This window comes from Saccharothrix luteola (genome assembly GCF_020859565.1).
Lineage (GTDB): Bacteria > Actinomycetota > Actinomycetes > Mycobacteriales > Pseudonocardiaceae > Actinosynnema > Actinosynnema luteola.
Genome location: NZ_JAJHUO010000006.1, coordinates 298481 through 313335, shown reverse-complemented (window position 1 = coordinate 313335; position 14855 = coordinate 298481). Strand labels below are relative to the sequence as shown.

Annotated in this window: 12 protein-coding genes; 7 read left to right on the top strand and 5 right to left on the bottom strand. The window is 71.4% G+C overall.

All coding sequences use genetic code 11. The features are described from left to right. Positions 1-107 precede the first annotated feature (107 nt). From LNK82_RS10935 to LNK82_RS10920, 4 genes are all read left to right on the top strand, one after another. Positions 108-782 (top strand): hypothetical protein, encoded by a 675-nt coding sequence (locus LNK82_RS10935; RefSeq protein ID WP_230566817.1) that lies wholly within the window; start codon positions 108-110, stop codon positions 780-782. A 222-nt stretch (positions 783-1004) separates the two neighbouring features. Then, a complete protein-coding gene (locus tag LNK82_RS10930) occupies positions 1005-1571 on the top strand; it encodes a TetR/AcrR family transcriptional regulator (protein ID WP_230566816.1) in 567 nt (188 codons plus the stop codon). A gap of 36 nt (positions 1572-1607) precedes the next feature. After that, positions 1608-3002, top strand: coding sequence for a dihydrolipoyl dehydrogenase family protein (locus tag LNK82_RS10925; RefSeq protein WP_230566815.1), 1395 nt, complete (start codon positions 1608-1610; stop codon positions 3000-3002). Positions 3003-3120: 118 nt separating this feature from the next. Further along, the gene (locus tag LNK82_RS10920; protein ID WP_230566814.1) at positions 3121-3492 is read left to right on the top strand and encodes a hypothetical protein; all 372 of its coding nucleotides are present in this window, start codon (positions 3121-3123) and stop codon (positions 3490-3492) included. A gap of 50 nt (positions 3493-3542) precedes the next feature. Here LNK82_RS10920 and LNK82_RS10915 read toward each other — a convergent pair whose 3' ends face one another. Next, positions 3543-4790, bottom strand: a complete 1248-nt coding sequence (locus LNK82_RS10915; protein WP_230566813.1) for a hypothetical protein — start codon at positions 4788-4790, stop codon at positions 3543-3545. A gap of 212 nt (positions 4791-5002) precedes the next feature. Here LNK82_RS10915 and LNK82_RS10910 point away from each other — a divergent pair, with 212 nt between their 5' ends. Both LNK82_RS10910 and LNK82_RS10905 read left to right on the top strand, forming a co-directional pair. After that, the gene (locus LNK82_RS10910; RefSeq protein WP_230566812.1) at positions 5003-6463 is read left to right on the top strand and encodes a S8 family peptidase; all 1461 of its coding nucleotides are present in this window, start codon (positions 5003-5005) and stop codon (positions 6461-6463) included. Positions 6464-6737: 274 nt separating this feature from the next. Continuing rightward, a complete protein-coding gene (locus LNK82_RS10905) occupies positions 6738-7241 on the top strand; it encodes a DUF3145 domain-containing protein (protein ID WP_230566811.1) in 504 nt (167 codons plus the stop codon). A gap of 348 nt (positions 7242-7589) precedes the next feature. On the opposite strand, the gene LNK82_RS10900 is transcribed toward LNK82_RS10905, so the two are convergent. The 4 genes from LNK82_RS10900 to lanKC all read right to left on the bottom strand — a co-directional run bounded on the left by LNK82_RS10900 (position 7590) and on the right by lanKC (position 13755). Further along, a complete protein-coding gene (locus tag LNK82_RS10900; protein ID WP_230566810.1) occupies positions 7590-9293 on the bottom strand; it encodes an ABC transporter ATP-binding protein in 1704 nt (567 codons plus the stop codon). Beyond that, positions 9293-10885 (bottom strand): ABC transporter ATP-binding protein, encoded by a 1593-nt coding sequence (locus LNK82_RS10895; protein WP_230566809.1) that lies wholly within the window; start codon positions 10883-10885, stop codon positions 9293-9295. The genes LNK82_RS10900 and LNK82_RS10895 overlap by 1 nt, the downstream gene beginning before the upstream one ends. A gap of 130 nt (positions 10886-11015) precedes the next feature. Beyond that, positions 11016-11180, bottom strand: a complete 165-nt coding sequence (locus LNK82_RS10890; RefSeq protein ID WP_230566808.1) for a SapB/AmfS family lanthipeptide — start codon at positions 11178-11180, stop codon at positions 11016-11018. 34 nt (positions 11181-11214) lie between these two features. Next, complete coding sequence (lanKC, locus tag LNK82_RS10885; protein ID WP_230566807.1) at positions 11215-13755, bottom strand: class III lanthionine synthetase LanKC; 2541 nt, start codon at positions 13753-13755, stop codon at positions 11215-11217. 498 nt (positions 13756-14253) lie between these two features. Between lanKC and LNK82_RS10880 the strand changes: the two genes are divergently transcribed. Beyond that, entirely contained in the window at positions 14254-14832 is a 579-nt protein-coding gene (locus LNK82_RS10880) for a hypothetical protein (RefSeq protein ID WP_230566806.1), read from the top strand. The last annotated feature ends 23 nt before the right edge of the window (positions 14833-14855 follow it).

Below are 14855 nucleotides of genomic sequence, written 5' to 3'. Positions count from 1 at the left end.
GCCGGGTGATGGGCTGCCGGTGGCCCCACCACCCGATGAGCGGCTCTACGAAGGCACGCGGGTGAAACCGGATCGCGGGCCATGATCACTCCGGCACGCTGGGACGGGTGAAGGAGAAGCGCCGGGAGTTGGCCAGGCTGTGCCGCGTCGCGGTGGACCGGCCGAAGTGGCAGCTCGGGTTCGCGGTGGTCGTGTCGGCGTGGTCCCTGGCGTGGGTGGTGGGTCAGGCGTTCGGCGCGCCGAGCCCGCTGGAGGTGCTGCCGGTGCGGTGGGCCGGTCTGCCGACGGGGTGGCTGGACGCGGCGCGCGCGTGGTTCGAGGGCCGCACCGGGTTCCTGGCCGTGGCCGGCGGTCTGCTGTGGGCGATGACGAGCGCGGGCCGGCAGGCGTCGGCGTTGGTCGGCTGGCTCGCGGTGATGGCGGCGGCCGAGGACGTCGGCTACGTCGCCGTGCGGTGGGCGCTGCTGTCGCTCGCGGTGTTCCTCGCGGTGATGGGGTTGGTGTCGATCACCGGGCGGCGGGCGTTCGTGGTCGACCGGGTGGCGGTCATCCCGCGGGACGTGGCGAGGGCCGGCGCGACGGCGGTGGCGCTGTCGGCGGTGGTGCCGCTGGTCGCGCCGGGGCTGGTGCTGGCCCGGCTGGTCGGCCCCTACGTGACTCGGCCACCGCGCCGACGGCCGGGGGCGCCGATCGCCCGCCCGGCTTCCGCCGAACGGCCGCCGGCCCGTGGCACACCCGGTGAACTGCCCGAACCCGTCCCGGCGCAGCGCGCCCCGCGGTGAGGCGGACCGGATTTCGGGATCCGGTCAGGGTATGCAAATAGTTTTGCACCCCAACAATCTATCCGGGAAAGATGAGCTGACCTCACATCACATTCCGGAATCGCCTGTTTGGGCTTACCGGTCCGTATCCATCAAGATGTGCGCGTGCCAGAAAATCCCGCCGAAAACCGCTTAGCCAAGGTGATGCGTCGTCAGCCTGTTCAGCAGCGCGGCGCCGCGACGGTGTCCGCGATTGTCGACGCCTGCGCGACGCTGCTCAACGACTACGACTACGACGACATCACCACCGCCCGGATCGTCGAGCTAGCAGGCGTGCCAATTGGATCGTTCTACCAATACTTCCCGGACAAGCGTTCTGTTGTGCACGCGCTGGCGCTGCGCGGCATGGAGGAGTACCTGGGTCGCGTGGAATCGCTGTTCACCGAGGGCCGACTCGCCGAGGACTGGCGGGAAGCGGTGCAGCAGGTGGTCGCCGTCTACCTGCGGATGCTGGTCGAGATCCCCGGCTTCGGGCGGGTGCGGTTCAGCGACCTGCTCGACGGGCACCGCCTCGACGCCTCCGTCGACCAGTACGAGCTGATGGCCGAACGGCTGCGCGACCTGTTCCTGACCCGCTTCGCGGTGCGCGGCGACGCGCCGGTGATGCTGACGTTCCGGATGGCCGCCCAGACCGCGGACGCGATGTTCAAGCTGGCCGAACGGGTCGATCCCGACGAGCGCGCGGTGGTGCTCCGCACGGCCGACGGGGTGATCTTGAAGATGTTGTCCGGGGTGTTCGACCCCGCGTGACTTGCCGCGCCGGTCCGGGTGGTGTGGGGTGGACCGGTGAGCGACGACTTCGACGTGATCGTGATCGGCGGCGGCCCGGTGGGCGAGAACGCCGCCGCCCGGACCGCCGCCGGCGGCCTGCGGACCGCACTGGTGGAAGCCGAACGTGTCGGCGGCGAGTGCTCGTACTGGGCGTGCATGCCGAGCAAGGCGTTGCTGCGCCCGGGGCACGCGCTCGCCGCCGCCCGTCGGGTGCCCGGCGTGCCGGTCGGCGAGCGGCTCGACCCGGTTGCGGTGTTGAAGCGGCGCAACAGCTTCACCTCCGACTGGGACGACTCGGGCCAGGTCGAGTGGGCCGAGGGCGCCGGGCTGACGGTGGTGCGCGGGCGTGGGCGGTTGGCGGGTGAGCGCCGGGTCGACGTGGACGGGCGCGTGCTGACCGCGACCAAGGCGGTCGTGGTGTGCACGGGCAGCGTGCCGCGCATCCCGTCGCTGCCCGGCCTGTCGGACGTGCCCTACTGGACGTCCCGCGAGGCCACCTCCGCGCAGGAGGTGCCCCAGTCGTTGGTGGTGCTCGGCGGCGGCGTCGTGGGTGTGGAGATGGCGCAGGCGTGGGCCCGGCTCGGCTCCGACGTCACGCTCGTGGTGTCCGGTGACCGGCCGTTGCCGAAGTTCGAGGCGTTCGCGGGCGACCTGGTCGCGGAAGGGCTGAAGGAGGACGGCGTTCGGCTCGTCACCGGGGTCAAGGCGGTCGGTGCGTCCACTTCGGACGGATCGGGCGGGGCGGGCGAGGTTTCGCTGAAGTTGTCGGACGGGTCGGAGGTGCGAGGCGCCCACCTGCTGATCGCGACCGGCCGTCAGCCGGCGACGTTCGACCTCGGCGTGGAGCAGTTCGGCTTCACGGCGGGCGAGGCGCTGGCGGTCGACGACACCGGCAAGGTGTCCGGAGTGGACTGGCTGTACGCGGCGGGCGACGTCACGGGCCGCGCGTTGCTGACCCACCAGGGCAAGTACGCCGCGCGGGCGGTCGGCACGGCGATCGTCACCGGCGCCACCGACCCGGAGCCGTGGACCGCGCCGGTCGCCACGGCCGACCACACGGCCGTGCCGCAGGTGGTGTTCACCGATCCCGAGGTGGCGTCGGTCGGCTGGTCCGAGGCGCAGGCCCGCGAGGCCGGGCTGGACATCAGGGTCGTCGACCTGGACATCGCGGTGGCCGGGTCGTCCCTGCACGCGGACGGGTACCGGGGCAAGGCGCGGATGATCGTGGACGAGCGCAAGCGCACGCTCGTCGGCGTCACGTTCGCGGGTCCGGACGTGGCCGAGCTGATCCACGCGGCCACCATCGCGATCGTCGGCGAGGTCACCGTGGACCGGTTGTGGCACGCGGTTCCGGCCTACCCCACCATCAGTGAGGTGTGGTTGAGGCTCCTCGAGGCCTACGGTCTCTGACGCTGTGTGCACGGTGTGTCAGCACATCGTGTACACCCTCCGCCGAGTGCCGTATCGACCGTGCGTCCATAAAGACTCTTAACCTCAAAATGCGGCTTCAGCTCATTACACTGCGGTCGTGACCAGGGGAACTGTGGCTCTCGCGATCGGCGCGGTGCTGTGGTGCGCCTTCGTCATCGCGTCCACGTTCCTGCCCGGCGGCCCTTCGTGGCCGCCGGTCGCGGTGCACCTGCCGGGATTCCTCATCGTGCCGGTCGTGCTGCACACGTTGTTCCGCGCGCGGTCCAACGCCTTGCTGTGCCTGGCCCACGTGCCGAAATCGGTGCTGTTCACCGGATTCGCGATCGCGGTGGGCGGGTGGCTGTTCTCGTTCGGGGCGATCGCCGGCAAACCGGGCACCGAGACGTTGTGCGCGGTGGCCGGTTTGGTGATCGTGCTGCACGTGGCGTTCGGGTTGATCGGTGTCGGCATGGTGCGCACGGGACGCTGAGCGTCGGGCGGTGGTCTTGTAGTGCCAGGCTTCCTGCGAGGCGTGCCTGGTCACCCCTGGGAGGCGGGTAGCCGCAGGGCTTGATCGGCGATCTCGGCCAGCTTCGGGTCGGCCGGGTCCTGCTCGCCCTCCGTCCACACCACCTGCGTGATGCGCAGCTGCGCGCCCTTCGCCGACACGCGGATCGCCGACCGGTCGAACGTCGCCGGACCGCCCGGCCAGCCCTTGCCCTCCTTGACGAGGGTGGTGACGCCGCCCGAGCCCGCCGCCGACGCGACCGCGTGCAGCTCGCCCGCCCGGGTGGCGTCGGGCAGGCTCAGCTCGGCGATCGCGACGCCGACCTTGCGGCCGTCCACTGTGGTCTCGTACTGGGCACGCCGCAGCTGCATGCACAGGTGCCCGGTCAGCCACCCCCGGACGTCGCCGAACGCGTGCGAGGCGCAGTCGTCGGTCCGGTCCGCGCCCCGCGGTGAGAAGTTCCGGCCGTCCACCACGACCGTGGTCGGCTGCGGCGTCGGCGTGGTGGACGTCGAGCTGTCCGCCGTGTCGCCCGACGACAGCGAGACGATCAAGGCGATGACCAGCAGCACGGCGACGACCGCGCCGGCCGCGTAGGGCAGCAGCTTGCGGCCTGCCGGCGCGGGCGTGACCTTCGGCAGCAGCATCGTGCTGGCGGACGCCAGGTCGGCCGCGGCGTCGGAGAAGCCCTCGGCGATCAGGTGCTGGCGGGTGGGCGGCGCGCCGGTCGGCGCGAGGACGGCGACCAGCTTGGCGGCGTGCTCGGCCGAGCACGGCCGGTCGCTGGTGGCCAGCTCGCGCGCGGCGGCGAGCAGCGTGGTCGGCTTCGGGTGCAGGACGCGCACGCCGCGGTTCAGGTCGACGGTCGACTGCACGACCTGGCCGACGTACGGACCGACGGCCACCACGGTGGTGACCGGCAGCGGCTCGCCGCGCATGTCCTGGATGCGGCGGGCGACGGCGGTGGTCGCCGCGAGCGCTTCGGCGGCCGGGCTCGTCGCGCCGTCCGGACGGGTCAGCGGCCAGCCGTCGATCTTCCACTGCCCGTTGAGCGGGGCCTCCAGCCGCATGGCCGGGTCCGGCAGGTCCACGCCGACGACCACCAGCACGCCGCGCGGCAGCACGATCACCGCGTCCAGGTCGCGCGGGCTGTCCGGCGGCCGGACCCCGAGCAGCGCGACACCGCCGAGCACGGCGTCGCCGGTGCCCCAGGTGCTCAGCGCGGCGCGCACGTCGGCGCCCACCGCGGAGGGTTCGGTCCCGAGTCGGATCAGCCGCACTGGATCACCACGAGATCGCGCCGCTCGGCGGTGCACGCGTCGGCGTTCCACACGGTCTGGCGTTCGGCGTTCCACACGGTCGGACACGGTAGCGCCGCCGGGTGACAGCCGGTCGCGCGCATCGCTGGAGATGACGTTGCGTGACGACCATCACCTGAACAGGGGTGACTCGTTAGTGGGGTGCTCAACCCTGCATTGGAGGTTTGTCCGTGATGCGCAAAGCCGCCCTGCTCGCGGCGGGCACGCTGGCACTGTCGATGGCGGTCGTTCCGTCCGCCTCGGCCGGCCTGCTCGCCCCCGTGTCGACGTTGCTCGCCAGTCAGCTGTCCAGCGGTGGACTGTCCGGTGGCCAGGCCGGGACGGTGTTCGTCCACGGCGCCGACCTCGCTGCCGCCGAGAGGGCGGTGCGGGAGGCCGGGCTCAGCCGGATCACCTCCTTCGACCGGATCGGCGTGGTCGCGGCGCGCGGCACCGCCGCGCAGATCACGGCCGCGCGGTCGGTGGTCGGCGTGACGTACGTCGAGGCGAACCGGCCGATCGAGTTCACCGGGTCGACGTCGCACGCGGCGACGCGCGGGGTGGAGGCGCGGCAGACCCTCACCGGAGCGAATGGGCTGGCGTTGGACGGCAGCGGCGTCACGGTCGCGGTGATCGACTCCGGCGTGGACCCGACGCACCCGGCGTTCCGGCAGGCGAACGGCCAGACCAAGGTCGTGCGCAACTTGAAGAGCGTGTGCTTGGACGAGGCGAGCGCGGGGACCGGGTGCATCCTGGACGTGCCGACGTCGGTCGACACGGACCTGTTGTCGGTCGGCGGGCACGGCACGCACGTCACGGGGATCGCGGTCGGCGGTGACACGACGTTGAGCGACGGCACGGTGGTGCGCGGCGCGGCGCCGGGTGCGAAGGCCGTGGTGATCTCGACCGGCGCGGTGCTGTTCATCATCGGGGCCGGCGCGGCGTTGAACTGGGTGCTGGAGAACCACCGGGCGCCGTGCGGCGCGGGTGTCCCGGCGTCGGTGTGCCCGCCGATCAAGGCGGTCAACAACTCGTACGGGCCGTCCGGCGGCGGCGCGTTCGACCCGAACTCGACGACGGTCAAGCTGCAGCGGGCGTTGGCGGCGGAGGGCGTCGTGACGGTGTGGGCCAACGGCAACGACGGTGGCGACGGGAGCGCGAACCTGTCCAACCCGGCCGGTCAGGACCCGACGCCCGGTGTGCTGTCGGTGGCGTCGTACCACGATCTGGGCACGGGGACGCGTGACGGCGCGGTGTCGGAGTACTCGTCGCGCGGGCTGGCGGCGGATTCGTCGACGTGGCCGGACATCTCGGCGCCCGGTGAGGACATCACGTCGGCGTGCCGGCCGTACCTGGTGATCTGCGCGACCGGGTTGCAGCCGCAGAACGGGCCGGGGTTGCTGGACGTCGGCACGTTCAACACGATCAGCGGCACGTCGATGGCCGCGCCGCACATCACCGGCATCGTGGCGCAGCTGTTCCAGGCCAGGCCGGGTGCGACGGCCGGGCAGGTCGAGGCGGCGTTGAAGTCGACGGCGTACAAGTACGGGGCGGGGGCCGGGTATCGGGTGGTAGGGCCGTACACGACCAGCTATGACAAGGGAACGGGGTTGGTCGACGTGATGGCCGCGGTGCGGGCGTTGGGGACGGTGTGATCGCGGGTCGATCCCGCTGAGGTCGGCTTCCGGTCGGCATCGCGTGGCCGGTTGATCCCGGAAAGTGACCTCGCGGCTCGGTCTCGGGCCGCGAGGTCGCCGTTTTAGGGTCGAAAGCCCTGTATCTGACCCGCCTGGGTGAGGAACGCGATGGTTCTTATGGCGGACTGCTGCCGTAGCGGGCAGAATGACCAAGTCGGGAATTCGCAAGATCGTCCGCATCCTCGAGAGGTCGTAGGGGAAGACGTCCCTCGTCGAGTAGCGGAGGTCAGCTGTGAGCACCCGTGGCAGCAGCAGTGGCGTGGTCTACGTCCACTCGTCGCCGTCTGCGGTCTGTCCGCACGTCGAGTGGGCGATCTCGGGCACCCTCGGTGAGCGAGCGGACCTCAAGTGGGCGGCGCAACCCGCGGCGCCTGGTCAGTTGCGCGCCGAATGCAACTGGACCGGCGACGCCGGCACCGGTGCCCGACTCGTGTCCGCGCTCAGGGCGTGGCCGATGCTCAGGTTCGAGGTGACGGAAGACCCGAGTCCGGGCGTGGACGGCGTGAGGTACTGCTTCGCGCCCGTGTTGGGGTTGTGGCACGCGCGCACGAGCGCCAATGGCGACATAGTTGTTTCAGAGGACCAACTTCGGACGCTGGCTGCGCGGAGTAGAGGCGGTGAGTCGTTCGCGCACGGGGTGGATGAGATCTTGGGTGCGGCTTGGGATGACGCCCTGGAACCGTTCCGGCGGGCGGGGGATGGTGCGCCGGTGACGTGGTTGCACCGGGTGGGGTGAATCCCGGCTCGATTTGAGCCCGGCTCGGTGGTTGGGGCCGGCTCGATTTGACGAGCGGTTCGGTGGTTGAGGCCGGCTTGGTGGTCGGGTTCGGTCCGATGGTCGCGCTCAAGTCCGGCTCGATTTGACATGGGGCCCTTACGGGCACTCCAGGCAGGTCGAAGCCGGCAGGCCGGGGGGGCAAGCGCGTCCCGCCGGGCCTGCCGGCTTCGACCAGCCTAAAGCACCCGAACCCATGTCAAATCGGGCCTCGGTGGGGTGGTTCCGGGTCCGTTGTGGGCGGTTTGGTGAGGCCCCTCGGTTGGTGCGGCGGGTCCGTTGTGGAGCGGTTGGGGTGTCTGGGGGCGTTTAGTGGCCGGGGGAGATCGGGGTTGGTTGCCAGGCGGCCATGAGGTCCCCGTAGAGGGGTGAGGTGGCCAGCAGGTCGTCGTGGTTGCCCAGCAGTGGTGGGCCGCCGTCCATCAGGAGGACCAGGTCTGCCCGCAGTGCCGAGGAGAGTCGGTGGGCGATCACGATCAGGGTGCCGTCGCGGGTGGCGAATGCCTGTTCCACCTGGGCTTCCGCGGATGGGTCGAGGGCTGAGGTCGCCTCGTCCAGGATCACCACGTCGGCAGGTGAGGCGTGGACGCGGGCGCACGCCAGGAGTTGCGCCTCGCCGGCGGAGAGGCCACCGCCGGAGTGGCCCACGGTTCCGGAGAGGCCGCCCAGTCTGGTGATCAGGGCTGATGCGCCGACGGCTTCGGCGGCTTCCAGCAGCGCGGCGTCCGATGCGGTCGGTGCGAAGAGGGCCAGGTTCTCGCGGACGGTGCCCGTGAAGAGGTAGGTCTCTTGGGGGACGAGGGCGATTCGGTCGTGGCGCTGGCCCGGTGCGACGGAGCGCACCGGGACGCCGCCGAAGTGGACTTCTCCGGCCTGTGGTTCGACCATGCCCGTGATCAGGCCGGCCAACGTGGACTTGCCGATGCCGCTCGGGCCGATCACGGCCAGGTGGGAGCCCTTCGGGAGGACGAGGTCCAGGGAGCGCACGACAGGCTCGGCCGTGGGGCTCCAGCCGAACGTCACGCCGCGCAGTTCGATGTCGGAACCGTTGGGGGCGGCGTTGCCCGCGGGCACGTCGATCGGTGGTGCGGCCTCGGCCAAGCGTCGCAGTGCCACCACCAGTCGGAGCACGATGGTGCTCGTCGTGTCCGCCAAGCGGCGCAGGGCGGGCTGCACGCTGGTGCTCAGGTAGACCACGGCGGCGAGGACGTCGCCGACCGTCAAAGTTCCCGCGCGGACCATTCCTGGTGCCATGAGCAGCAACAACACCAGTGGGGCGAAGCCGCCCAGGGCGATCACGACGCCGCGCAGGGCGGTGGCGAAGGCCATCCGGACGGTCGCGGAGGCTTGGCGGTCCACCTGCTCGCCCACGTCGCGGAGGGCGTGATCGGCGCCGGTCACGGCGGTGACGTCGCGGACGCCGAGGAACACCGTGCCGGCTACGGAGGCGACCTGTTCGTCGGCCAGGACGAGGTTGCGCTGGCGGCGGGCCAGGGAGGGGAGCAGGAGGGTGAACAGGACCAGGGCGGCGACGACAGGGAGGATCACGAGCCAGGCCAGTGACGAGACCGTGGCGGCCAGACCGATGAGGGCGGCGGTGGTGGTGACCAGGAGTGCGCGGGCTTGGACCAGGACACCGGCGGTGGCGTCGCGGACCACTTCGACGTGCCGGGTGATCCGGGCGACGGCGCTGGCGTCCGGTTGGCGGGTTTGCGAGCCCGCGTGGAGGACGCCGCGCACCACTTGGCGCACCAGCGCGTCCCGCAGTGGCTCGACGACCGCGCCCAAGCGCATGAAGACCTGGCGCAGGCCGAAGCCGCCGAGCACGGCTACCGCGGCGAAGAGCAGCAGCCAGCCGACGCCGATCCACGGGCGGCCGGTGGCGAAGCCCCGGTCCACCGCGAGGCCGACCAGGCGACCGGAGAGCAGCGCGGGCACGCCTTCGAGCACCGACCAGCCGAGGAGCACCACGATGCCGCGCCGTTGTTCGCGCAACGCCCGCAGGTAGGTCATCAGCCGAACACCGCCCGGTACTCGTCGTCGTCCCACAGCTCGGAGTGCGGTCCCACCGCGCGCACGCGGCCGTCGTCCAGCCAGACGACGGTGTCCGCACGGCGGGCGGTGGCGGCGCGGTGCGTCACGACGATCCGCGTCCGGCCTGGCAGGGCCGACTCGACCGCGCGCTCCACAGTGGACTCGGTGACCATGTCGAGGCTGGCCGTGGCGTCGTCCAGCACGAGGACGGCCGGGTCGCGGACGAACGCCCGGGCCAGGCCGAGTCGTTGCGCCTCGCCGCCGGACATCGGCGCGGTGGCCATCGGGGTGTCGTAGCCGTCGGGCAGGCGCACCACGACGTCGTGGACCTGGGCGGCGCGGCAGGCTGCCTCCACGTCGGCCCGGGTCAGCGAGGTGCCATAGCTGACGGCGTCGGAGACCGTGGCGCCGACGAGCGCGGGGCGTTCGAAGGCGTAGCCGACGGACCCGCCTCGCTCGACCTGCCCGGTCGTCGGCCGGGTCAGGCCGCCGATCACCGCGGCCAGCGCGGACTTGCCCGAGCCCGACCGGCCCACGACGGCGACGAAGGTCCCGGGGGGCACGGTCAGGTCGACGTCGTGCAGCGCGCCGGGGACGTTGACGCCGGTCAGCACCACTTCGCCGGTCGTGGTCGGGCTTGGCGGCTCGTGGGGTGGCACGGGCGTGGAGAGGACTTCTTCCAGTCGTCGGGCGGATGCCCTGGCCCGCTGCAAGGCGGTGAGCAGGGCGGTCTGGCCGACGACGGTCATGCCCAAGGCGACGTAGCCGAGCGCGGCCAGGACGTCGCCCACGCTCAACCGGCCGGCGACCACGCCGAAGCCGGCGGCGGTCAGCACGGCCAGTTCCACGGCGGGCAGCAGGAGGCCGGCTCGCCAGATCATCCGCGCCTGGGTGCTCCACATGCCGACGCCGGCGGCGGTCAGGCGGGGGAGCGGGCGCAGCACGCGTTCGGCTTCTTGATCTGCGCGGCCGGAGGCGGCGATCGTGCGCAGGCCGCCGACGGCGTCGACCAGTCGTGCGGACAACTCGCCGGAGACCTCCTGGTAAGTGGCGACGTCGGCGGCCGTCAGCCGCAGGTGCGACCGGACCAGCAGGGCCGCCAGGGGCACGCTGAGCAGGAACACCAGCGCGAGCCGCCAGTCCAGCAGCGCCAACGCGGTGATCGCGCCGGCGGCGGTGACCACCGAGATGCCCAGGTTGACCGCGAGCACCGAGACGCCGCCGGCGATCGCGCTGTCACCGGTCAGCCTGCTCACCGCGTCACCGGGTTCGAAGCGGGCCGGGTGGCCCAGCGCGAGCAGATGGGTGGTCAGGCGGTGGCGCAGCCAGGCCGCGCCGCGCGCGGTGATCGCCGCGGCCAGCACCACGCCGATCGCGTCGCCGAGCACCTCCACGCCCGCGAGCCCGACCAGCCACCACACCGTGCCGCTGTCGAGCCGGCCGGCCAGCGCCATGTCGACGGCCGAGGCCAGGGCGGTGGGCAGGAGCAGCCCGGCGACGGTGGCGGGCAGCGCGTTCAGCGCCAGCAGCAGCCACCGGAGATCGCGTCGGACGACGGCGGACAGCACCACGATCTGGGACTCCTAGGCGATTGCCGCGGTGGGGCGCATCATGACCTCGCGAGGCGATCTCGCGGCAGGAAAAGCCGGGTGAGCGGCGCACTTCGACTGCGCCGCTCACCCGGACCCGCGTGGCGGGAGGTCAGCAGAGGACCAGGCTGACGGTGGAGTGGCTGCACGGGAGCAGCAGGGAGGCGTTCGACGCCGTGGTGCTGCCGCCGCCACCGCCGCTGCTGCCGCCGCTGGCCATCGCGTTCGACTGGGCCTCGGGGGTCTCGAGGTCCTGCATGTCGAGGATGAAGTCCATTGTTGCTCCTAGTGTTTCGGGGGATTGGAAAGGGTTACTGCGACCGGTCCACGAGGGCCGGGGCTGTGAGGAACGGCAGCACGGGTGTGCCGTCCAAGGTGGCGCCGAGGGCGAGCAGCACGCCCGCGCCGCCGGTGTCGAGGTCCATCGAGAGCCGCCGCAACTGGATGCCCGGGAACGCCAGGCCCTCCTGGTACGGCACGGCGTGCCAGGACAGCGCGGCGAGGTGCCGGTCGATCGCGGCCCGCGGTCCGTTCGCGTGGGCCAGCGTGGCCAGCAGGCCCGCCCGGCCGAGCATCAACGCCGGCTGGATCACGAACTCGCCGGTCGTGCCGCCGAGAAGCTCCGGCAGGCGTTCGACGACCGGGAGGTCGGGCGCGGCGAGGCGGAACTCGTTGAGCACCAGCGCGATGCCCGCGCTGCCGACGCCGACGTACGGCAGGGTGCGGAAGTTGCCGTCGCGGACCTGCGTCGAGCCGTCCAACGCGGTCATCGTCTCGGCCAGGTCCCGCTCCAGGGCCCGCACGCCGAGGTCGAGCCAGCGGCGGTCGTCGGTGTGCTGGAACAGCCGGAGGAACAGCAGCGCCGGGCCGGACCAGCCGTGCTCGAAGCCCGCACGCGCCTTCGGGCCGGGCGGCTCGGCGTTCGCGAGCGCGGTGTCGAGCCGTTCGCCCAGCGCCAGCGCTTGGGTGGCGTAGGACTCGTCGTCCCGCGTGCCGGCGAAGTGCAGGAGGTTCAGGCCGATGCCGGCGAGGCCGGCGCTGAGGCCGTGGTCCTGGGTGTCCGGCACCATCTGCGCGTAGGAGCTGACCAGTTCCTCGGCCAGGTCGTGGTGGCCGAAGTTCTCCAGCACGTGCGCGATGCCGTGCGCGCCGGTGAAGAAGCCGGGCTCTTTCGGCGGCTCGCGGCGCACCGCGTCCAGCAGCCACTGCTCGTGCTCGGGGTAGCGGCCCATGCCGGTCACGTCCAGCGCGTGCAGCACGCCTGCCGCGCCGTAGCCGAACCCCGCGCCACCGACCTCGAACTGCTCGACGTCGCCGGGGAACAGCCGGTCCGTGCGCTGGGGCGTGGCGCTGGCCAGGATGCCCGCGGCGATCGACTTGCGTACGACCGGCCAGTCGGGCTCCGGCACCTCCAGCGCGTTGGCGGCGGGCACGGCCGGGGCGTCGCCGCGCGGCGTCAGCGGGGCGAGGATCTTCGCGCAGTACTCGTCGGGCAGGCCGAACCGGCGCTGGATGAAGTCGACGTGCGAGCGCAGCTTCACCGGCGCCAGCTCGATCACGGCGTTGAGCGGCAGGAAGACGTAGAGCCGCAGCGCGGCGAGCGCGTGCTCGTCGATCTCGAAGCCGGTGCGGTCCGGCGGCGCCTGGAAACCCGGCGCGCCGAGCGTCGGCCTGCCGTTCTCCTCGATGCCGAACGCCAGCTCGAAGTCGATCAACGACACCGAGTCGTCGTCGTCCACCAGCACGTTGAGCGGGTGCAGGTCGCTGAACACGACACCGCGCTCGTGCACGGCGCCCACGATCCGCTCGATGTCGGCTACCAGCTTCTGGGCGCGCTCGGTGTAGGCGGTGATCGCCTCGTCGGTGACCTCGTGGTGCGTGAGCGGGTAGTTGTGGCCGAGCCACTGGCCCAGCGGGATGCCCGGCACCCGCGCCATGGCCACGAACTCGTGCTCCCAGGCGGTGAAGTGCTCGTGGACCTCGGGCACGCCCGGCACACCGGCCACCCTGGTCAGCATCGCGTGCTCCCGGCGCAGCCGGGCCACCGCGTCGACGTTCTCGCGGTCCAGCCCGGCGTGCGGTCTGGCTTCCTTGAGCACGACCTGGGTCTCGTCGGCCTTGCGGACGGCCTCGTACACCCCGCCGCCGTTGGAGAAGTGCAGCGACTGGACCACCCGGTACGGGAACGCGTCGGCGTCACCGGACCGGCGCGCGGCCAGGTGCTCCTCCAGGCACGCGGGCAGCTTCACCCAGTCCGGCAGCCAGAACGTCGCCTTGCGCTGGTCGGGCACGAGCGCGCCGTCGGGGCCCTCGATGGCCAGCACGCGCTTGCCGTCGCGCTCCAGCCACTGCTCGACGAACCCGCCGTAGCGGACGAACAACGGGCCGGCGCCGTAGCGGAGGTCGCTGAGGATGTACGCGCCCGGCTGGCCGTGGAGGATCTCGGACAACTCGAGGAGCGTCGACTCCAGTTCCGCTTCGTCGGCCGGGTAGATCGTGATGAGCTTGCCGCTGCCCTCGCGCGGGGCGTACTTCGAGTTGCGGGCCAGCACGATCGACCGGGTGCGCAGGTATTTGAACGGGATGCGGCGCGCGATGAGGTACTCGTAGGACTTCAGCAGCACTTCGCCCGCGTTCAGCACGGTGGCCGAGACGTGCACCTTCCAGCCCTGCTTGGGCAGTGCCACGCCTTCGGGGTGCACGTGGCGCCAGATGTTGCGGTCACCCTGGGTCCACCCTTCCGGCAACTCTGGCAGCACTTGTGAGAAATCGTCTTCGGCGGTTTCCGCGTGGCTTTGCACGTCGTAGAACAGACGGTCCGCGAAGCAGTAGGCCTCATAGCGGAGGTCCACGGGATTTCGCCTCCTTGCGATTAGTGCGACCGAGCTATTCCCGCATGTCGACGGCGGAGAAGCCAATCCACCATTTCGGGGGTGTTGACGTCCATTCGTGCGAATGAGGGTTCCTCGGATCGACACTGCTGGTGGGTCATAGGCGATCCCGGGTCACCCGATCGCTAGGTTTAGCTTCACGGCAGTGCGGAAAGCGTCCACCGGAGGGAGCTAAACGAAACGCGATCGTTCTTCGCGTTCGGGGGCGCTCACCTGCGGGTTCGGGGGTTCTCCGCTGTATTGCGGGATCGGTTACGGACCGTGTCGCAAGGGCTGGTCGGGTGTTCTGATCTACTTTTCGGGACGGTCTCGGCCCTATATTGCGGGAAAGCGTGTCGGTGGTCCTTGATGGCTATTGAGAGTAGGTGGATCCGCAGGTTTAAACCGCATCGTGCGGGTCAATCGCTGGGCTGTTCGGGTGATTACCGGCACGGGCGGGCGCTGTGGCACCCTCGTGGGGTGTCCGCACGCCTGCTGCTGCCCGCAGTGCTCCTGATCGCCGCCACGACCGCGGGCGTCGGCGTGCTGGCGCGTGAGGCCTACCAGCGGCCCGCCGTGCCGCAGGGCGACCAGGTCGTGACGCCGGGTTCGGGGCAGTCCGGTTCGGTGCCACGCAGCGCGCAGCCGGGCAGCGGGGCCGTGCAGCTGAGCGTCGACGCGGCGCAGCACCCGGACGGCCCGCGCGTGCGCGAGGTGCTCCAGCAGTTCTTCGACGCGATCAACGGCCACGACTACGAGCAGTGGGCCAAGACGGTGACCGCGCACCGGGTCGGCCAGACGCCGAAGTCGCGGTGGCTGTCGGACTACGAGAGCTCGCGGGACGGGTCGATCCTGGTGCACCGGATCGAGTCGGTCTCGCAGACCAGGCTGCGGGTGCTGATGACGTTCACCAGCACCCAGGACGTCATCAAGGCGCCGGCCGAACTCCAGGCCGACTGCATCCACTGGCGCGTGGTCTACCCCTTGCAGGAGGAACGCGGCGCGTTCCGCGTCGACCTCGGCACCGAGGGCTCGACCTCCCAGTTCACCGCCTGCTGACCTCGCGAGTCCTACGCCCAGAA

What these genes read in the sequence shown, in the direction of transcription:
- LNK82_RS10890 (WP_230566808.1), bottom strand. Translation starts at nt 11,180, where the DNA reads ATGGACTTCATCCTCGACATGCAGGACCTCGAGACCCCCGAGGCCCAG.
- LNK82_RS10910 (WP_230566812.1), top strand. Translation starts at nt 5,003, where the DNA reads ATGCGCAAAGCCGCCCTGCTCGCGGCGGGCACGCTGGCACTGTCGATG.
- LNK82_RS10900 (WP_230566810.1), bottom strand. Translation starts at nt 9,293, where the DNA reads ATGACCTACCTGCGGGCGTTGCGCGAACAACGGCGCGGCATCGTGGTG.